Consider the following 19251-nt stretch of genomic DNA (forward strand, 5'->3'; position numbering starts at 1 on the left):
TTTCATCCGTGCAGCGCGGCTAACGCAACTCGACCCCAAAAGCCGTACTCCCCCCTGGGCACTGCCGTGGCGGCTGTGGCTCGCCGCTCATCTTGTAACAAGAATACTAGCGATTTACGTGCCAATCGGGCTAAGCCCTTGATTTTATGGATGGCACTGGCTCGAAATTTGTTACAGGACGAGATCAGTGTAACAGAATGTTTCTGAAGTGTTACGAGGGTTTTCCATGGTGAGGACCTTGCGGCATAGGCCGAGCGCAAGCTCCGATGCAATTTGTGCCGTCGGCGGTATTTATCGGTGTCAAAATGTGAGGCCGTCGCCGCAATTGCCCTGGGTGGCATCGTTGCGATTTTGAAACAGCGCCGGCCACCGCGATTTTCTCGCTGGTTTCCCTGTATCAATCGCACATCCCTGGAGTTCACGCCATGCAAGCTGGCAGCAGCGATTTCACACTGGCCCCCGCCCGGGCAGAACCGACAACACCCGCCGGCCCGCGCGCGGCCCCACTGCGGCCGCTCGGTCTTCGCTTCACCGGGTCGGGCTCCGAGTATTTCCGTATCTGGATCGTCAATGCGCTGCTGACCATCGTTACCTTCGGCGTCTATTCGGCCTGGGCCAAGGTGCGCACGCTGCAGTATTTCTATCGCAATACTCAGCTGGACGGCGCCAGCTTCGACTACCACGGCAAGCCCTCGACCATCCTGAAAGGCCGTGCCATCGTGTTTGCGCTGGTGCTTGCCTTCCAGTTTGCCTCGACCTTCTCGCCCTTCCTGGCGCTGGCGATGCTGCTGGTGCTGCTGGCGGTGTTCCCGTTGTTGCTGGTGCGCTCGCTGCGGTTCCGCATGGCCAACTCCAGCTACCGCGGCCTGCGTTTCGCCTTCACCGGCGGCGATGCCGCGGCCTACCAGGTGTTTGTGCTGTGGCCGCTCGCGGCGGTGGCCACGCTGGGCTTGCTCGGGCCGGTGGCGCACCAGCGCTTCAAGCGCTACCAGCACAACCACACCCGCTTCGGCACCGCACCGTTCGGCTTCCACGCCGGTGCGGGCGATTTCTACCGCGCCTATCTGCGTGCCTTCGGCGTGGTGCTGGCGGCCACGCTGGTGGCGGCCGTGGCCGGCTTCGTGATGGCGCCGGGCATCGGCAATTTCGGCGCGGCGGCGCTGCTTGGCTTAGGCATCGCCGGCTTCTACCTGGGCATGCTGGCGGTCAGTCCCTACCTGAGGGCGCGGCTGCAGAACGTGGTGTGGAGCCACACCACGCTGGCGCCGCACGCCTTCCGCAGCGAGGTGGGGGCCGCCCGCCTGATCTTTATCTTCGTCACCAACCTGATTGCCACCGTGCTGACACTCGGCCTGTTCCTGCCGTTCGCGCGCGTGCGCACCGCGCGCTACCGGCTGCAATGCGTGACCATGCTGACGGCCGGCTCCCTCGACAGTTTCGTCGCCGGCGAGGTCCAGCAGGTGGGGGCACTGGGAGACGCGGCGGTAGACTGGTACGACATCGACATCGCGCTCTGACGCGCCATGATCCCGGTCACCTTCTTCGACGGCCGCTCGTCACGCGCGCATCCGGCCACGCTGGCGGTGGAAGCGCAGCAAGCCGTGCTGCGCGACGCCGACGGCGCTGAACTGCGGCGCGCGCCGCTGTCGCAGCTGCGCGTGTCGGAACGCGTGCGGCGCGCGCCCCGGCTGGTCACGTTTGATGACGGCGCCTTCTGCGAGGTCACGGACCATGCCGCCTTCGACCGCCTGCTGGCCGCCACCGGCCACCGCGACGGCCTGGTGGCGCGCGCGCAGAACAGCTGGCGCCTGGCCGGCCTTGCCGTGGCGGCGCTGGTGGCGCTGCTGGTGCTGGGCTACTACATCTTGCTGCCGTGGGGCGCGGGCATGATGGCACGCGCGGTGCCACCCGACCTCGAGGCCCGGCTCGGCCAGTTGACGCTGGCGAGCCTGGACAACGGCATGGTCGGCCCGACCCAGCTGCCGGCCGCCGAGCAGGCGCGCATCCGTGCCAGCTTTGCGGCCCTGCGGCGCCCGCGCGACGCCGCACACGACTACCGGATCGAATTCCGCCAGGGCGGCGAAATCGGCGCCAATGCGCTGGCCTTGCCGGGCGGCACCATCATCGTCACCGACGAGCTGGTGCGCCTGGCGGGCACGGGTCCAGGCCTGATGGGGGTGCTGGCCCATGAAGCGGGCCACGTCGCGCGACGCCACGGGCTGCAGCAGGTGATCCAGGGGTCGGCACTGGCCGCGCTGTCGGCCTATCTGTTCGGCGATATCTCGTCGGTGCTGGCAGGAGTCCCCGCCGCCATGCTGACCTTGCGCTATTCACGCGACCACGAGCGCGAGGCCGACGCCTATGCCATCGACATCATGCAGCGCAACGGCCTGCCCCCGGCGGCGCTGGCCGACGTGCTGGTGGCACTGGAACAACGCGCAGCCAAGCCGGCCGACGCGCAGGCGGGACGTAGCGAAGAGTTCCTGTCGACGCATCCGCACACCCAGGCGCGCATCGACGCGCTGCGCCGCGCCGACAAGTAGCTGGGCTCAGGCCGCCGGCTGCGGCGCGCCGGCGCCAGGCTGGCGGCGGTAGGCCCAGATCACCATGGCAATGCCCGCCAGGATCATCGGCAGGCTCAGCCACTGCCCCATCGACAGCTTCAGCGCCAGCAGGCCCAGGAAGTTGTCGGGCTCGCGCGCGAATTCCGCGGCGAAGCGGAACGCGCCGTAGCCGATCAGGAAGACGCCCGACACCGCCCCCATCGGGCGCGGCTTGCGCGCGAACAGCCACAGGATGATGAACAGCGCCACGCCCTCGCCGGCAAACTGGTAAAGCTGCGACGGATGGCGCGGGATGTTGTCGCCGGCCTGCGGGAAGATCATGCCCCATGGCAGGTCGGTGGCGCGGCCCCACAGCTCGCCGTTGATGAAGTTGCCGATGCGCCCGGCCGCCAGCCCGCAGGGGATCATCGGCGCGATGAAGTCGGTCACTTCCATCCAGTGGCGCCGGCGCAGCCTGCCGAACAGCCACATGGCCACCACCACCCCGAGGAAGCCGCCATGGAAGGCCATGCCACCTTCCCATACCTTGAAGATCTCCAGCGGATGCGACAGGTAGTAGGAAGGCTTGTAGAACAGCACGTAGCCCAGCCGCCCGCCCAGGATCACGCCCAGCACACCGAAGAACAGCATGTCGTCCAGGTCGCGCGTGGTCCAGCCCTTGGCGGCGATGTGCGGCTGGCGGATGCGCAGGCGCCCGAACCACAGGAACATGACGAACCCGGCCAGGTACATCAGCCCGTACCAGCGGATCGCAAGCGGGCCCAGATGGATGGCAACCGGGTCGAACTGGGGATGAATCAGCATGTTGGCGTGAATGGTGGTTGTGAAGGTCGCGACTGGATTCAGCCAGACCAGGCCAGGTTCGACGTCCGGGTGCGGCGAAGGTTGCACCGCGACGCCGGCACCAGGCCCGCGCGCGCATCGTAGCCCGTAATGATGTCACAAAACCCCACCCGCCTCGGCGGCCAGCCCACCAGCCTGGGGCGCGATCACGGCCGAATAATCCATTTGACACACTAAAACGCAGGCGTCATTCTTGGCCCGCAACATCGCCTGCCATGCCGTTGCGTGGCGGCATAGAACGAAAATTCCGGAGACTCCACCATGGCATTCAACAAGCGCTCCCGGCATATCACGCAAGGCGTGGCGCGTTCCCCCAACCGCTCGATGTACTACGCGCTCGGCTACCAGAAGGAAGACTTCGACAAGCCGATGGTGGGCATCGCCAACGGCCATTCGACCATCACGCCGTGTAACGCCGGCCTGCAGCGCCTGGCCGACGCGGCCATCGACGCGATACGGGCCGCTGGCGCCAACCCGCAGGTGTTTGGTACCCCCACCATCTCGGACGGCATGTCGATGGGCACCGAGGGCATGAAGTACTCGCTGATCTCCCGCGAAGTCATCGCCGACTGCATCGAGACCGCGGCCCAGGGCCAGTGGATGGATGGCGTGGTAGTGATCGGCGGCTGCGACAAGAACATGCCGGGCGGCATGATCGCGCTGGCGCGCACCAACGTGCCGGGCATCTACGTCTATGGCGGCACCATCAGGCCGGGCCACTGGAAGGGCAAGGACCTGACCATCGTGTCGTCGTTCGAGGCCGTCGGCGAGTTCACCGCAGGGCGCATGAGCGAGGAAGACTTCGAAGGGGTGGAACGGAACGCCTGCCCGTCCACCGGCTCGTGCGGCGGCATGTACACCGCCAACACCATGAGCTCTTCGTTCGAGGCGCTGGGCATGTCGCTGCTGTACTCGTCGACCATGGCCAACCCGGACCAGGAAAAGGTCGACAGCGCCGCCGAATCGGCGCGCGTGCTGGTCGAGGCCGTCAAGCGGGATCTGAAGCCGCGCGACATCATCACGCGCCGCTCGATCGAAAACGCAGTGGCGCTGATCATGGCCACCGGCGGCTCGACCAACGCGGTGCTGCACTACCTGGCAATCGCGCATGCCGCCGAAGTGGAATGGACCATCGACGACTTCGAGCGCATCCGCCGCAAGGTGCCGGTGATCTGCAACCTGAAGCCCTCGGGCCAGTACGTGGCCACCGACCTGCACCGCGCCGGCGGCATCCCGCAGGTCATGAAGATCCTGCTCAAGGCGGGCCTCTTGCATGGTGATTGCCTGACCATCACCGGCCGCACGCTGGCTGAAGAGCTGGAGAGCGTGCCCGACACCCCACGCGCCGACCAGGACGTGATCCTGCCCATCGAACAGGCGCTCTACGCCGAGGGCCACCTGGCCATCCTGAAGGGCAACCTGGCCGAAGAAGGCGCGGTGGCCAAGATCAGCGGCCTGAAGAACCCGGTGATCACCGGCCCGGCGCGGGTGTTCGAGGACGAGCAGAGCGCGATGGACGCCATCCTGGCCGACCGGATCAACGCCGGGGACATCCTGGTGCTGCGCTACCTGGGGCCCAAGGGCGGTCCCGGCATGCCGGAAATGCTGGCGCCAACCTCGGCCATCATCGGCAAGGGGCTGGGCGAGTCGGTCGGCTTCATCACCGACGGCCGCTTCTCGGGTGGCACCTGGGGCATGGTGGTCGGCCACGTCGCGCCCGAAGCTTACGTGGGCGGCACCATCGCGCTGGTGCAGGAAGGCGACTCGATCACCATCGACGCGCACCAGTTGCTGCTGCAGCTGAACGTGCCGGACGAAGAACTGGCCAGGCGCCGCGCCGGCTGGAAGGCGCCGGCACCGCGCTATACGCGCGGGGTGCTGGCGAAGTTTGCGCGACTGGCGTCGACGGCGAGCAAGGGGGCGGTGACGGACTGATCAGGGAAGCGGTGGATGGCGAAAAGCCTGCGCGAGCCGCAGGCTTTTTTGTTGACTCGCGGCTTATAGCCAGGCCACCTGTTTTCTCCCCTCTCCCTCTGGGAGAGGGGAGAAAACCGCAGGTGCAGGACGGGGCAAGGGCTTGCTTCAATGCCCGTCCGGCGCCTTCTCCATCTCTTCCAGCGTCGCATCCAGCCACTCCACCAGCCGCGCTTCCAGCGACTGGGTCAGCTCGCTGGCCAGCTGCGCCGTCAGCGGTGCCAGCCGCGCTTGCAGCGTGGCTTCGGTGTGGGCCGCGACCACCTGCGGCCATTCGGTGCGAAAGCGCATCATCACGCGGCTCAGCAGTTCCGTGCGCACGGCGCGCAGGTCGTCCTCGCCGGCGTCCGTGGCTGGGGCCGGTTCCGCGTCGGGCTGGGCCGTCGCCAGCGCGTCGTCGAGCGCGGCGTCGCCGGTATCGCCCACCTGCATCACCAGCCCGGCATCGTCCATGCCGAAGGTGTCGATCACGCCATCGTCGGCCGTGGCGCCCGCTGGCGCCGGCGCCACGCTGTCGGCATCCGGCAACTCCACGACTTCCGTCAGCAGCGGGATGCTGTCGTGCGGTTCCGGCCGCGGGATCACCCGCGAAGTGGTGCGTTCGCTCATGCGGCGTCTCCCTTGGGCTGGCCGATGTCGTGGTGCGTCAGCGGATAGCCGCGTTCGCGGTAAAAGCGATAGCGCTGCCGGCCGGCCTCGCGCGCGCCCTCGCCCGCGCCCACTACCTCGATCAGCCGCTCGAAGCTGGCGAACTGCGCCGGGGCTTCGTCAGCCAGGTTGATCAGCAGCTGGTGGTGCGGCACGCCGGCGGTGGTGGCGGCGAGCAAGATCGGCGTGACCGCCGCGTTCGGGCTTTCCAGCCCGCAATGCGGCAGGAAATCCAGCGCGGAGAAGGTCCACAGGCGCGCGTCCAGGTCGGCCAGCTGCGCCGGCGCGCCGTGGATCACCACCTTCTGCCCGGCGCCGTAGGCCTTGCGGACCAGGCGGCAGACATAGCCGAGCATGTCCGGCACGTTGCTGTGGAAGTCGATGCGCGTCATGGACGGTTGCTGCTCCTTGCCGTTGGCGCCGCGCTCAGGCGGCGCGGTCCATCAGGAACTGCGTCAGCAGCGGCACCGGACGGCCGGTGGCGCCCTTGGCCGCGCCGCTCTTCCAGGCGGTGCCGGCGATGTCCAGGTGGGCCCAGTCGTACTTCTCGGTGAAGCGCGCCAGGAAGCAGGCCGCGGTGACGCTGCCGGCCGGGCGGCCGCCGATATTGCCCATGTCGGCAAAGTTGGACTTGAGCTGGTCCTGGTATTCGTCGTCCAGCGGCATGCGCCAGGCGGTGTCCATGGCGCGGCGGCCGGCCTGCAGCAGCGCGTCGGCAAGCGCGTCGGAGCGCGCGTACAGGCCGCTGTTGACGTGGCCGAGCGCGATGATGCAGGCGCCGGTCAGCGTGGCGACGTCGATCACCGCGGCCGGCTTGAAGCGCTCGACATAGGTCAGCGCATCGCACAGGATCAGGCGGCCTTCGGCGTCGGTGTTGAGGATTTCGATGGTCTGGCCCGACATGCTGGTGACCACGTCGCCCGGCTTGGTGGCGATGCCGCTGGGCATGTTCTCGCAAGTGGGGACCACCGCGACGACATTGAGCTTCAGCCCCATCTCGGCCACGGCCTGGATCGTGCCCAGCACCGAGGCGGCGCCGCACATGTCGTACTTCATCTCGTCCATGCCCTCGCCCGGCTTGAGCGAGATGCCGCCGGTATCGAAGGTGATGCCCTTGCCTACCAGCACCACCGGCGCCTGCTTGGCGCCGGCGCCGTCATAGCGCAGCACGATGAACTGGGGCGGTTCCTCGCTGCCCTTGGTCACGGCCAGGAATGCGCCCATGTTCAGGGCCTCGATCTGCTTGCGCCCGAGGATCTCGGCCTTGAGCTTATGGCGCTTGGCGATGCTGCGCGCGGTGTTGGCCAGGTAGGTCGGGGTGCAGATATTGGACGGCAGGTTGCCGAGGTCGCGCGTCAGCTCCATGCCGTTGGCGATGGCGGTGCCGCGCACCGCGGCCTGCGTCGCGGCGCGGGCGTCGCCGCTGTCGACCGCGATCACGACCTTGCGCAGCGATGCCTTGTCGTTGCCATTGGGCTTGCCGCTGGCGGCATTCTGGGCGTTGGCGCGCTTGAGCCCCGGATGGCGCTCCAGCAGGCGGTAGCCGGCCTCGCGCACCAGCGTGATGGTAGTGATCACGGCCCAGGCCACGTCGCGCTGCAGCGGCGCCTGTTGCGCCAGACACCACAAGGCCGAGGTCGCGCGCGTGGACGACAAGGCACGCACCGCGGCGCGCACGGCATCGGCAAAGGCCTTGTCCGAGAACTCGGCTTCCTTGCCCAGGCCCACCAGCAGCACGCGTGCGGCGCCCACGCCGGCCACTTCATGCAGCATCAGCTGCGTGCCGCGCTTGCCCTCGAAGTCGCCCTGCTTGACCAGCCGTGCCACCAAGCCCTTGGTGGCCACATCCAGGGCCTTGGCCACGCCGCCCAGGTTCTGGCCTTCGAACAGGCCGACCACCAGGCAGTCGGTCTTGGTCGCCAGGAAACCATTTTGGCCGGCTTTGCTCAAATCCAGGGCTTTTGTGCTAAATTCCATCGCGCTTCCTTCCAGGGGCTCGTTAGACACGAAAGCCTCCATTATCCGCGATTTTTACCCCGCGACCTGCCGCCGCTGATACGCCCCGGTCACGTTGACAGCACGCTGTGCCGTCAGCCAGCTGTTCTGCCAGGCACCTCGCACGGCACATCGCCCGCTCCGGCCGGCAGCCCGGAACCGAACCCGCATGATCCTTCAACAAGCCCTGCGACGCGAGCTTGCCTACACCGCCGGGGCGGTGTTCCTGGTGATGCTGACCTTCATGCTCACCTCGCTCGTGATCCGCATCCTGGGGATGGCCGCCAACGGCAAGGCCAGCCCCAACGACGTGCTGATGCTGATCGGCCTGGCCACCATCGGCTACCTGTCGATCCTGCTGTCGGCGACCCTCTTCATTTCCACCCTGATCGTGCTGACGCGCTGGTACAAGGATTCGGAAATGGTGGTGTGGTTCTCGGCCGGCATCTCGCTGCGCGACCTGGTCAAGCCGGTGCTGCAGTTCGCCGCGCCCTTCATCGTGCTGGCGCTGCTGCTGGGCATGTTCGCCTGGCCGTGGGCCAACCAGCAGAGTGCGCTGTTCCGTGACCGCTTCGAGCAGCGCGGGGTGATGTCGATGATCGCCGCCGGACGCTTCATCGAGCCGGCCAAGGCCAACTACGTGCTGTTCATCGAGGGCATCGACGCCGACATGAAGCATGCGCGCAATGTCTTCGTCGCCAATGCCGAAGCCAACAAGATCGGCGTGGCGCTGGCGCACCAGGGCCAGTTCGAGACCATGCCCAACGGCGACCGCCTGGTGGTGATGGAGCACGGCCGGCGCTATTCCGGCACGCCCGGCCAGATCGACTACCGCATCGTCGAGTTCGAGCGCTATGCGGTCAAGATCGACAACAAGCCGCCCGAGTCCGAGGCCAGCCTGCCGCCCAAGAGCCGCGACACCATCGACCTGACCCGCAATCCCACGCGCGAGAACCTGGGCGAGCTGGTGTGGCGCATCTCCCTGCCGATCCTGGCCTTCAACTTCGTCATGATCGCGATCCCGCTGGCCTATGTGAACCCGCGCCTGGGCCGCTACACGCCGCTGGTGTTCGCGGTGCTGATCTACCTGACCTACAGCAACCTGATCAACCTGTCGCAGTCCTGGGTACGCAATGGCTCGATCCCGTTCTGGCTGGCCTGGTGGCCGATCCACCTGACGGTGTTCCTGGGGGCGCTGCTGCTGTTCCGCTATCGCCAGAACCGCAGCCTCGGCGGCTGGCGCGCCGTGTTCGGCATGCGCGGGCGCGATAGCCAGGCACGCGCTGCAACCGGAGGCCGGGCATGAGGATCCTGCGCGTCTATGAGCGCTATTTCGGCCGGCTGGTGTATGGCGTGTTCGCCTTCATCCTGTTCGCGGTGCTGTCGCTGTTCGTGTTCTTCGACATGCTCAACGAGCTGGAGAACGTCAACGCCCAGTACACGTCGCTGATCGCGCTGTTCCACGTCCTGCTGCAAGCGCCCACGCGGGTGTACGAGGTGCTGCCGATCGCGGTGCTGATCAGCGCCATCTACGTGTTCTCGCAGCTGGCCAGCCAGTCCGAGTACACCATCTTCCGCGTGGCCGGGCTGAACACGCGCCAGGCGCTGTTCTCGCTGTTCAAGCTGGCGGTGCCGCTGGCGCTGGTGACCTTTATCTTCGGCGAGTTCATCGGCCCGCGCGCCGAGCAATATGCGCAGAAGGTCAAGCTGGAAGCGATCGGCGCCACGGTGTCTGCGGGGTTCCGCTCGGGGGTCTGGGTCAAGGACCGCGACAAAAATGACGACGCCGGTGGCGAGATCACCCGCTTCGTCAATGTGGCGGGGCTGCGGCCGGACCAGACCATCACCGGCATCACCATGTATGAGTTCGACCCGCAATACCGGCTGCGCGTGATCCGCGTGGCGCAGGAGGGGCGCTACCAGGGCGGCCAGTCATGGGAGCTGCAGAACGTCAGCGAGACCCGTTTCGTCGAACTGTCGCCGCAAGCGCAGGGCCCGCAGCCGGCGGCCCCCGCCGCGCGCGACGCGCTGGCGCCGGACTTCCGCGCCGAGCAGGTCAAGTTCCCACGCGTGGCCATGCACTCCGAACTGACGCCGCAGATCCTGTCAGTGCTGCTGGTCACGCCGGAGCGGATGTCGACGCTGGACCTGTTCCGCTATATCCGCCACCTGCGCGACAACAAGCAGGACACGCAGCGCTACGAGATCGCGTTCTGGAAAAAGGTGATCTACCCGCTGACGCTGTTCGTGATGGTGGCGCTGGCGCTGCCGTTCGCCTACCTGCACGCACGCGCCGGCGCGGTCGGGGTGAAGGTGTTCGGCGGCATCATGCTGGGGCTGTCGTTCCACCTGTCGAATACGCTGTTCTCGCACGTCGGCCTGCTGCATACGTGGCCGCCGATCATCTCGGCGCTGGTGCCGGGCACGCTCTACCTGATGGTGGCGCTGCTGGCGTTGCGTTGGGTGGACCGGCACTGAGAACGGCCATGGCAACGTGCAATCGCGCCCTGGTTCTGTTTGCGCATGGCGCACGCGATGCGCGCTGGCGCGAGCCGTTCGAGCGGCTGCAACAGAAGCTGGCGGCTGCCCTGCCCGGCTGCGACGTGCGGCTGGCGTTCCTGGAGCTGATGTCACCGCTGCTGCCCGATGCGCTGGCCGAACTCGCCGCGCGTGGCGTGGCCGAGGTCACGGTGGTGCCGGTGTTCTTCGGCCAGGGCGGCCATATCCGGCGCGACCTGCCTGCCCTGATTGACCAGTGCCGGCAGGCGCATCCCGGCCTGCGCATCGATTGCGCGGCCGCGGTGGGCGAGTCGGATGCGGTGCTGGAGGCGATTGCGGCTTATTGCGTGGCGTCGTTGCCTGGAGCTGCGCCGGAGGGCTGAAGTCCCTGCAACATCAAGGAAAAAAACCCCGTGCCGGAGTATCCGCCACGGGGTTATTTTTTTGCAAGGCATCGATTACGGCTGGTGTGCTCCCCTCTCCCGCTTGCGGGAGAGGGATTGGGGGAGAGGGAAGAAGAACCTCAGGCGGCGCGCGGCGTGCGCACTTCCGTGACGCCAGCATCCTCCCGCGGCGCTTCGGTCGCGCGTGCGGCCAGCGCGGCGCCGATCATCAGCAGGCTGGGCTGCACCGGATCGATCCACTCCGCCGCTTCCCCGGCCGCCATCTGGCCGAGCGTGAACTCGCGGCTGCGCTGGCGCGGCGTGGTGGCGGCTTCCACCACCCATGCCGGCGTCGATGCGGGCTTGCCATGCGCGATCAGCTGCGCGGCAATTGACGCAGCCTGGTCGCGGCCCATGTAGTAGACCAGCGTATCGGCCTTCACCGCGGCTTCGATATCGGCCGAACCCTCGCCGTCCGCCGCCTTGGCCTGCGTGGCAAACGCCACGCTGCGCGACACGCCACGCTTGGTCAGCGGCTTGCCGATGGCCGACGCGGCCGCCAGCGCGGCGGTGATGCCGGGCACCACTTCATACTCGATGCCGGCCGCTTCCAGTGCCTGCAGTTCTTCGTCGGCACGGCCGAACAGCATCGGGTCGCCGCCTTTCAGGCGCACCACGCGTTCGTACTTGCTGGCCAGGTCGACGATCTGGCGGTTGATGAACAGCTGCGCGGTGGAGCGCTGGCCGCAGCGCTTGCCGACTTCGACCAGCTCCGCCTGCGGACACCAGGCCAGCATCTCCGGCGCCACCAGCGCATCATGCAGCACCACCTGGGCTTCGCCCAAAAGCCGTGCACCACGCACCGTAATGAGGTCGGCCGCACCGGGGCCTGCCCCGATCAGGGTCACCTTGCCGTAAGCCTTCTGCGCCTGCTTGTCCATCTGCTGCCCCTTCCTGTCAGTTACCGATCAGGAGAACGCACGGATCATGCCTGCCGCGACCGTGTGGTTGGTGGCTTCGTCGATCAGCACGAAGGCGCCGGTGGCCGGATTGTCGCCGTAGGCATCGCACACGATCGGCTTCTGCAGCGAGATCTGTACCGAACCGATGTCGTTCAGGCGGATGTCGTGGCGGCCGGTCTCGTGCGACAGCGTGTGCACGTCCAGCACGCGCTCCACCGCCGACACGCGCGCGAACACGCTGGCCGTGGTGTGCTTGAGCACGTACTTGCGCGACGGGTTCAGCGACTCGTCGTCGAACCAGCACAGGTCGGCCTGCAGCTTCTTGGCGGAAGCCGCGGTCGCATCCGCGGCGACGAACATGTCACCGCGTGATACATCGACGTCCTCGTCCAGGCGCACGGTGACGGTATCGCCGACGTTGGCCGATTCGGCAGCGCCGTTGGGCGTCAGCACTTCAGCCACTACCGCTTCGCGGTTGGCGGGCAGCACGCGCAGCTTCTGGCCGACGCGCACGGTGCCGGCTTCCACGCGGCCGGCATAGCCGCGGAAATCATCCGACTGCGAGCCGTCCTGGCGGATCACCAGCTGCACCGGGAAGCGCAGCGCGGCGTCGTCCTCGGGTGCGGCTTCTTCCACCGGCAGGTCTTCCAGCAGTGGCAGCAGCGGCTCGCCCTGGTACCACGGCATGGCGTCGCTCTCGTGCACGATATTGTCGCCGCGCAGCGCCGAGACCGGCACGTAGCGCACGTCCTTCAGGCCCAGCTGTTCGGCCAGCTCGGCGTAGGCGGTGCGGATCTCGTTGAAGGTCCGCTCGCTGTAGTCGACCAGGTCCATCTTGTTGACGGCGACGATCACGTGCCGGATCTCCAGCAGCTTGAGGATCGCCGAATGGCGCTTGGTCTGCGCCAGCAGTTCGGCGCGACCGTCCGTGACAGTCACGCGGGTGGCATCGACCAGCACGATGGCCGCGTCGGCGGTCGACGCGCCGGTGACCATGTTGCGCGTGTACTGCTCGTGGCCCGGCGTATCCGCGATGATGAACTTGCGGCGCGCGGTCGAGAAGTAACGGTAGGCCACGTCGATGGTGATGCCCTGCTCGCGCTCGGCTTCGAGGCCGTCGGTCAGCAGCGAGAAGTCGATCTGCTCGCCGGCGGTGCGCTTGTTCTTGGCGTTGGCCAGCGCGGTCAGCTGGTCGGACAGCACCGCCTTGCTGTCATACAGCAGGCGGCCGATCAGCGTGCTCTTGCCGTCGTCGACGGAGCCGGCGGTGATGAAGCGCAGCAGGCCTTGATGGGTTGCTTGGTGAGTCATGTTGAATTCCTTTGCTGCGTCCGGGATCAGAAATAGCCTTCTTTCTTCCGGCGTTCCATCGAGGCTTCGCTGGTCTGGTCGTCCATGCGGGTGGCGCCGCGCTCGGTGATCTCGGTCACCGCGGTCTCGGCAATGATCGCTTCGGGCGAATCGGCAACGCTGGCCACCGGGCAGGTGCAGCTGATGTCGCCCACGGTCCGGAAGCGCACCGACAGCACTTCGCTGACGTCGCCGTCCTGCTTGGGCGTGATCGGCGTGACCGGCACCAGCAGACCGTTCTTGCGCACCACTTCGCGCTGGTGCGCGTAGTAGATCGGCGGCAGCGCCAGGTTTTCGCGAGCGATGTACTGCCACACGTCCAGTTCGGTCCAGTTCGAGATCGGGAACACGCGCATCTGCTCGCCCTGCGCCATGCGGGCGTTATACAGGGTCCACAACTCGGGGCGCTGCGCCTTCGGGTCCCACTGGCCGAACTCGTCGCGGAACGAGAAGATGCGCTCCTTGGCACGGGCCTTCTCTTCGTCGCGGCGGGCGCCGCCCATCAGCGCGTCGAACTTGTGCGCCTCGATGGTTTCCAGCAGCGTCACGGCCTGCGCGGCGTTGCGCGAATCGGTGTCCTTGCGCAGGCGCACGGTGCCGCGCTTGATCGAGTCTTCCACATGGCCGACCACCAGGCGCGCGCCCAGTTCGGCCACGCGCTGGTCGCGGAACGCGATCACTTCCGGGTAGTTGTGGCCGGTGTCGATATGCACCAGCGGGAACGGCAGCTCGATCTTGCGGTCGCCCAGGCGGAACGCCTTCAGCGCCAGGTGCAGCATCACGATCGAATCCTTGCCGCCGGAGAACAGCAGCGCCGGGTTGCGGCACTCGGCCACCACCTCGCGGATGATGTAGATCGATTCCGCTTCCAGGCGGTCGAGATGGTCGTTCTGTACCTGCAACAGGTGGGCCACGCTACTGGTGGCTTCTGCGATGTCGTTCATGATGCCCATTTTGTTCCGGCCTCAATGCTTGATGTTCTGTTCGTGGAGCCCGCACTCTTTCGAGTCCTTGCTCTCCCACCACCAGCGCCCCGCGCGCACATCCTCGCCCGCGCGCACGGCACGCGTACAGGGCTCGCAGCCGATGCTGGGATAGCCCTTGGCATGCAGGTCGTTGACCGGCACGTTGTGGCGCTTCAGGTAGGCCCACACCTCGGCCTCGCTCCAGTCCGCCAGCGGGTTGAACTTGGGGATGCCGCGGGCTTCGTCGAGTTCCTCGAACGGCAGCTCGGCGCGCGTCACGGCCTGCTCGCGGCGCTGGCCGGTCATCCAGGCGTCGGCGTGCGACAGCGCGCGGTTCAGCGGCTCGACCTTGCGGATGCCGCAGCACGACTTGCGCGCGTCGATGCTGTCGTAGAAGCCGTTCAGCCCGTGCTTCTTCAGGTAGTTATCGACGGCCTCGGCGTCCGGCGTGTACTGCTCGATGCTGTAGCCGTAGTGCGCCTGCACCTTGTCCAGCACTGCCAGGGTCTCGGCGTGCAGCCGTCCGGTCTGCAGCGTGAACACGCGGATGCCGGCACGCACGGCTTCGCTGCCGCGCAGGATCGCGTCGGTCAGCACCATGTCCTCGGCGGCCAGGCTCGAGGCAAAGCGCGCACGGAAGAAGCGCGCGGCAATGCCGGCCAGGCGCTCGCCCAGCTCGCGCTCTTTCTGCGCCAGCGCCTCGACGCTGCCGGTGTACTGCGGCGCCACCCACAGCGCGGGCGGGCGCAGGCCCGACACCGCGCCAGAGCTGGCCTCCGCCACCACCGGGATCTCGTTGAGCACCGCGCTCATGCCGTTTCCTTCGCCTGCGCGCCAACCTCGGCTCGCGCGCGGCGGAACAGCGGCAGCGGCTCGTCCACCGACGCCTGGTAGGTCACGGTGAACTCGGTGAAGCCCTTGATGGCGTCGTCGATGTTCTTGTCGGCGCGCACCGCGAAGGCGTCGAAGCCGCAGCGCTTCATGAAGTTGAGCTGGTCGCGCAGCACGTCGCCGATAGCGCGTAGCTGGCCTTGCCACTGGTAGCGGGTGCGCAGCAGGTACGCCGTGGAGAAGCCGCGGCCATCGCGGAACACCGGGAAGTCCACCGCCACCAGCGACACGCGGTCGAAGTACGCGGCGGCGTCGCCCGGCTCGTCTTCCGGGGCCAGCCATACGCCGGTGCGGGCGACGTCGCGGCCCGCCAGCAGCGCTTCGTTGGCCTGCCACACCGACAGCGGGAACAGCACCGCGTCCTGGCTTTGCGCCGCGGCGGCGATCTGCTCGTCGGTCAGCGCTTGTTCCGCGGTGCCGCGCAGCACGGTCCAGGCGTCATCGACGATAACGGGGGTCACGTTGGCGCCGTCGCGTTGCAGTTGAATGATCTTTGCCATGTTCAGTCTCCGGTCCTCAGGCTTCGGCGCGCTCGCGCGGCTGCTTGTCTGCATACACGCGCTCCTTGAACGGGGCGATGCCGATGCGGGACAGGGTTTCGATAAAGCGCTCGTCCTCGATGCGGTTGGCAACGAAGGTGTCGATGATGCGGCTCACCACGTCGGGCATTTCCTCGGCGCTGAACGACGGGCCGATTACCTTGCCCAGCGCGGTCTGGTTGCCCTGCGCGCCGCCCAGCGTGACTTGGTACCACTCGGAGCCGTCCTTGTCGACGCCCAGCACGCCGATATTGCCGACGTGGTGGTGGCCGCAGGCGTTGATGCAGCCCGAGATGTTCAGCGAGATCTCGCCGAGGTCATAGACGTAGTCGAGATCGTCGAAGCGGTCCTGGATCGCCTGCGCAATCGGGATCGACTTGGCATTGGCCAGCGAGCAGAAATCGCCGCCCGGGCAAGCGATGATGTCAGTCAGCAGGCCGATGTTCGGGGTGGCCAGGCCGGCCTTCTTCGCCAGCTGCCACAGCGCGTACAGATCCTGCTTTTTCACGTCCGGCAGCACCAGGTTCTGCTCGTGCGCCACGCGCAGCTCGCCGAAGCCGAACTGGTCGGCCAGGCCGGCCACGGTTTCCATCTGCGCGTCGGTGGCATCCCCCGGCGGCGACACCAGGCCCGGCTTGGTCGACAGCGTCACCGCGGCGTAGCCCGGCACCTTGTGGCCGTGCACGCTGCGGCTGACCCAGCGCGCGAAGGCCTTGTCCTCGAGCAGGTGCTTCTCGTACGAGGCGTCGGTGTCGGCCAGCTTTTCATAGGCCGGCGGCGTGAAGTACTGTGCCACGCGGTCGAACTCGGCCTGCGTCAGCGTGGCCGGGCCGTCCTTGCTGTGCTGCCATTCTTCCTCGACTTCCTGCGCGAACTTTTCCGCGCCGATCGCCTTCACCAGGATCTTGATGCGGGCCTTGTACTTGTTGTCGCGGCGGCCATAGCGGTTGTACACGCGGATGGCCGACTCGATGTAGGTCAGCATGTGCTGCCACGGCAGGTCGTCCTTGATGATCGTGCCCAGGATCGGCGTGCGGCCCAGGCCGCCGCCGGCCAGGATGCGCAGGCGCACTTCGCCGTCGGCATTCTTGTAGGCGTAGACGCCGATGTCGTGCATCTGCACCACCGCGCGGTCGTCGGCCGAAGCCGAGATCGCGATCTTGAACTTGCGCGGCAGGAAGGCAAATTCCGGCTGGAAGGTGCTCCACTGGCGCAGCAGCTCGGCCAGTACGCGCGGGTCCACCGACTCGTCCGGCGCGACGCCGGCAAAGTGGTCGGTGGTGATGTTGCGCACGCAGTTGCCCGAGGTCTGGATGGCGTGCATCTCGACGCTGGCCAGCTCGGCCAGCACGTCGGGCACGCGCTCCAGCTCCATCCAGTTGTACTGGATGTTCTGGCGGGTCGAGAAATGGCCGTAGCCGCGGTCGTATTCGCGCGCGATATGGGCCAGCTTGCGCATCTGCTTCGACGACAGCAGGCCGTACGGAATCGCCACGCGCAGCATGTAAGCGTGGCGCTGCATGTACAGGCCGTTCTGCAGCCGCAGCGGCAGGAATTCTTCCTCGGTCAGTTCGTCCGACAGGCGGCGGCGCACCTGGTCACGGAACTGGGCGACGCGCTCGGCGACGATGCGCTGGTCATATTGGTCGTACTGATACATGGCGGGGTCCGTTCAGTATTCGTTGAATTCAGGAGACGAGCTTGATGGCGACGAGCGTCAGCGTGGTCGCCAGGGCGGCGCGCACCAGCCGCTCGGGCAGCGCCCGCGACAGTTGCGCGCCCAGCCAGATGCCGGGGATCGAACCCACCAGCAGCGCCAGCAGCAAAGTCCAGTTGACCGTGCCAAGCCACACGTGGCCCAGCCCGGCCAGCGCCGTCAACGGGACGGCGTAGGCGATATCGGTGCCGGCCACTTCGGCCGGCTTCATATGGGGATACAGCAGCAGGATCAGCGTCGCGCCGACCGCGCCGGCACCGATCGACGAGACCGTGACCAGCACGCCGATCACCGCGCCGACCACGACGGTGGCGATGACCTGCTTGCGGCCGTGCAGCTGGAAGCGCGGATTGCGTTCCAGCCAGGCCAGCATCTGCCTACGGAACAGCAGCGACAATACGGTCAGCAACACCGACACGCCGATGGTCACGCGGATCGCATGCAGCCACTGCGCGTTGAGCTCGCCGGCGCTTTTCAGCACCAGGATGGCGGCCACGGCCGCCGGCAGGCTGCCGATGCAGAGCCGCCGCACCACCTGCCACTGCACGTGGCCGTGGGCGCGATGCGCGATGGTGCCAAAACCCTTGGTGATGGCCGCGAAGGCCAGGTCGGTGCCGACCGCGGTGGCCGGCGAGAAGCCGAACAGCAGCGTCAGCAGCGGCGTCATCAGCGAGCCCCCTCCCACGCCGGTCAGTCCGACGAGGACGCCTACAAACAAACCGGAAACGGTATAGGCCAGGGACATGGGGACTCGGTGGGGCCCTGCCTGTGAGGCTCGCATCACAATCCGGGGGCTGCGAGCGGACGCACTGAGGGCAGGACGTTCATTAACAAAGTTCGAGAATCGTAATAAACTGGCCTCATACCTCAAACTAATAAGAAGTTGTTTGTTTATACGATGCGAGTTATATGAACCTGCACCAGTTTCGCTTCGTGCGCGAGGCCGTCCGCCAGAACTACAACCTGACCGAAGCCGCCAAAGCGCTCTACACGTCACAACCCGGCGTGTCCAAGGCCATCATTGAGCTAGAAGAAGAGCTGGGTGTGGACATCTTCACGCGCCACGGCAAGCGCATTCGCAGCCTGACGGAGCCGGGCCGGCGCATTCTCGGCTCCGTTGAGAAAATCCTGCAGGAGGTTGAGAGCCTGAAGCGGGTCGGCATGGACTATGCCGCACAGGACCAGGGCAACTTCACCATTGCCACCACGCATACGCAGGCACGCTATGCGCTGCCGCGGGTGATTGGCGAGTTCACCAAGCGCTACCCCAAGGTCCGGCTGTCGATCCAGCAAGGCAACCCGTCGCAGATCGCCGACATGCTGCTGCATGACCACGCCGATATCGGCATCGCCACGGAAGGCATCACCGACGATAAAAACCTGGTGTCGCTGCCGGGCTACCAGTGGACGCATATGGTGATCACGCCACCCGACCATCCGCTGCTGGACAAGAAGCACCTGGCGCTGGAAGACCTGATGGGCTACCCGCTGATCACCTACGACCCGAATTTCGCCGGCCGGCCCAAGATCGACAAGGCCTTCGAGCTGCGCCACCTGAAGCCGGACATCGTGCTCGAGGCGATCGATGCCGACGTGATCAAGACCTATGTGGAGATCGGCCTGGGCGTGGGCATCGTCGCCGGCGTGGCCTATGATGCCGAGCGCGACCGCAACCTGCGCGGAATTTCAGCCGGGCACCTGTTCGGCAGCAATGTGACGCACCTGGCGGTCAAGCAAGGCGCCTACCTGCGCAGCTTTGTCTACACCTTTATCGAGCTGTTCTCCCCGACGCTAAACCGCAAGCTGGTCGAACAGGCCATGTCGGGCGAGCACGAAGCCTACGAACTCTGAGCGCGGCAGCCCGCCGCCTCGCTATATAAGAAAGCAGGACCCACTATGCATTCCCTATCCGTCACGCCGC

At 66.7% G+C, this 19251-nt stretch carries 18 protein-coding genes; 7 read left to right on the plus strand and 11 right to left on the minus strand.

The genetic code is table 11. The features are described from left to right. Positions 1-425 precede the first annotated feature (425 nt). Both E5S69_RS16640 and E5S69_RS16645 read left to right on the plus strand, forming a co-directional pair. Positions 426-1517, plus strand: coding sequence for a YjgN family protein (locus tag E5S69_RS16640; RefSeq protein ID WP_171515761.1), 1092 nt, complete (start codon positions 426-428; stop codon positions 1515-1517). A gap of 6 nt (positions 1518-1523) precedes the next feature. After that, positions 1524-2543: a M48 family metallopeptidase gene (locus E5S69_RS16645; protein WP_171515762.1), complete on the plus strand. Its 1020-nt coding sequence runs from the start codon at positions 1524-1526 to the stop codon at positions 2541-2543. A gap of 6 nt (positions 2544-2549) precedes the next feature. Here E5S69_RS16645 and lgt read toward each other — a convergent pair whose 3' ends face one another. Next, positions 2550-3368 (minus strand): prolipoprotein diacylglyceryl transferase, encoded by an 819-nt coding sequence (lgt, locus tag E5S69_RS16650; RefSeq protein WP_116357238.1) that lies wholly within the window; start codon positions 3366-3368, stop codon positions 2550-2552. A gap of 300 nt (positions 3369-3668) precedes the next feature. On the opposite strand from lgt, the gene ilvD reads away from it, so the two are divergent. Further along, complete coding sequence (gene ilvD / locus E5S69_RS16655; protein ID WP_171515763.1) at positions 3669-5342, plus strand: dihydroxy-acid dehydratase; 1674 nt, start codon at positions 3669-3671, stop codon at positions 5340-5342. 147 nt (positions 5343-5489) lie between these two features. On the opposite strand, the gene E5S69_RS16660 is transcribed toward ilvD, so the two are convergent. The 3 genes from E5S69_RS16660 to E5S69_RS16670 are packed head-to-tail and all read right to left on the minus strand — an operon-like array spanning position 5490 to position 8006. Further along, on the minus strand, positions 5490-5990 hold the full coding sequence (locus tag E5S69_RS16660; protein WP_171515764.1) for a hypothetical protein: 501 nt from the start codon (positions 5988-5990) through the stop codon (positions 5490-5492). Then, the gene (locus E5S69_RS16665; protein ID WP_171515765.1) at positions 5987-6421 is read right to left on the minus strand and encodes a DNA polymerase III subunit chi; all 435 of its coding nucleotides are present in this window, start codon (positions 6419-6421) and stop codon (positions 5987-5989) included. The genes E5S69_RS16660 and E5S69_RS16665 overlap by 4 nt, the downstream gene beginning before the upstream one ends. Positions 6422-6455: 34 nt before the next feature. Continuing rightward, positions 6456-8006, minus strand: a complete 1551-nt coding sequence (locus E5S69_RS16670; RefSeq protein WP_171515766.1) for a leucyl aminopeptidase — start codon at positions 8004-8006, stop codon at positions 6456-6458. A gap of 187 nt (positions 8007-8193) precedes the next feature. Between E5S69_RS16670 and lptF the strand changes: the two genes are divergently transcribed. Genes lptF through E5S69_RS16685 form a run of 3 tightly spaced genes read left to right on the plus strand, consistent with a single transcriptional unit; the run spans position 8194 to position 10906 of the window. Next, positions 8194-9330 carry an LPS export ABC transporter permease LptF gene (lptF, locus tag E5S69_RS16675; RefSeq protein ID WP_171515767.1) on the plus strand — a complete coding sequence of 379 codons (1137 nt, stop codon included), beginning with the start codon at positions 8194-8196 and terminating at the stop codon, positions 9328-9330. Next, positions 9327-10502 carry an LPS export ABC transporter permease LptG gene (lptG, locus tag E5S69_RS16680; RefSeq protein WP_171515768.1) on the plus strand — a complete coding sequence of 392 codons (1176 nt, stop codon included), beginning with the start codon at positions 9327-9329 and terminating at the stop codon, positions 10500-10502. The genes lptF and lptG overlap by 4 nt, the downstream gene beginning before the upstream one ends. A gap of 8 nt (positions 10503-10510) precedes the next feature. Next, positions 10511-10906 (plus strand): sirohydrochlorin chelatase, encoded by a 396-nt coding sequence (locus E5S69_RS16685; protein WP_171515769.1) that lies wholly within the window; start codon positions 10511-10513, stop codon positions 10904-10906. 140 nt (positions 10907-11046) lie between these two features. On the opposite strand, the gene cobA is transcribed toward E5S69_RS16685, so the two are convergent. Genes cobA through E5S69_RS16720 form a run of 7 tightly spaced genes read right to left on the minus strand, consistent with a single transcriptional unit; the run spans position 11047 to position 18075 of the window. Continuing rightward, entirely contained in the window at positions 11047-11847 is an 801-nt protein-coding gene (gene cobA, locus E5S69_RS16690) for a uroporphyrinogen-III C-methyltransferase (protein ID WP_171515770.1), read from the minus strand. Between the two features lie 27 nt (positions 11848-11874). Beyond that, positions 11875-13179 carry a sulfate adenylyltransferase subunit 1 gene (locus E5S69_RS16695; protein WP_171515771.1) on the minus strand — a complete coding sequence of 435 codons (1305 nt, stop codon included), beginning with the start codon at positions 13177-13179 and terminating at the stop codon, positions 11875-11877. Between the two features lie 26 nt (positions 13180-13205). Continuing rightward, positions 13206-14171, minus strand: a complete 966-nt coding sequence (gene cysD, locus E5S69_RS16700; protein WP_171515772.1) for a sulfate adenylyltransferase subunit CysD — start codon at positions 14169-14171, stop codon at positions 13206-13208. 12 nt (positions 14172-14183) lie between these two features. After that, positions 14184-14996, minus strand: a complete 813-nt coding sequence (locus E5S69_RS16705; RefSeq protein WP_171515773.1) for a phosphoadenylyl-sulfate reductase — start codon at positions 14994-14996, stop codon at positions 14184-14186. Continuing rightward, entirely contained in the window at positions 14993-15574 is a 582-nt protein-coding gene (locus E5S69_RS16710) for a DUF934 domain-containing protein (protein ID WP_171515774.1), read from the minus strand. The genes E5S69_RS16705 and E5S69_RS16710 overlap by 4 nt, the downstream gene beginning before the upstream one ends. A gap of 16 nt (positions 15575-15590) precedes the next feature. Then, positions 15591-17273 (minus strand): nitrite/sulfite reductase, encoded by a 1683-nt coding sequence (locus tag E5S69_RS16715; RefSeq protein WP_171515775.1) that lies wholly within the window; start codon positions 17271-17273, stop codon positions 15591-15593. A gap of 28 nt (positions 17274-17301) precedes the next feature. Further along, entirely contained in the window at positions 17302-18075 is a 774-nt protein-coding gene (locus E5S69_RS16720) for a sulfite exporter TauE/SafE family protein (protein WP_171515776.1), read from the minus strand. Positions 18076-18239: 164 nt separating this feature from the next. On the opposite strand from E5S69_RS16720, the gene E5S69_RS16725 reads away from it, so the two are divergent. Then, on the plus strand, positions 18240-19181 hold the full coding sequence (locus tag E5S69_RS16725; protein WP_171515777.1) for a CysB family HTH-type transcriptional regulator: 942 nt from the start codon (positions 18240-18242) through the stop codon (positions 19179-19181). Positions 19182-19251: the final 70 nt, after the last annotated feature.

This window comes from Cupriavidus necator (assembly GCF_013141915.1).
Lineage (GTDB): Bacteria > Pseudomonadota > Gammaproteobacteria > Burkholderiales > Burkholderiaceae > Cupriavidus > Cupriavidus necator_B.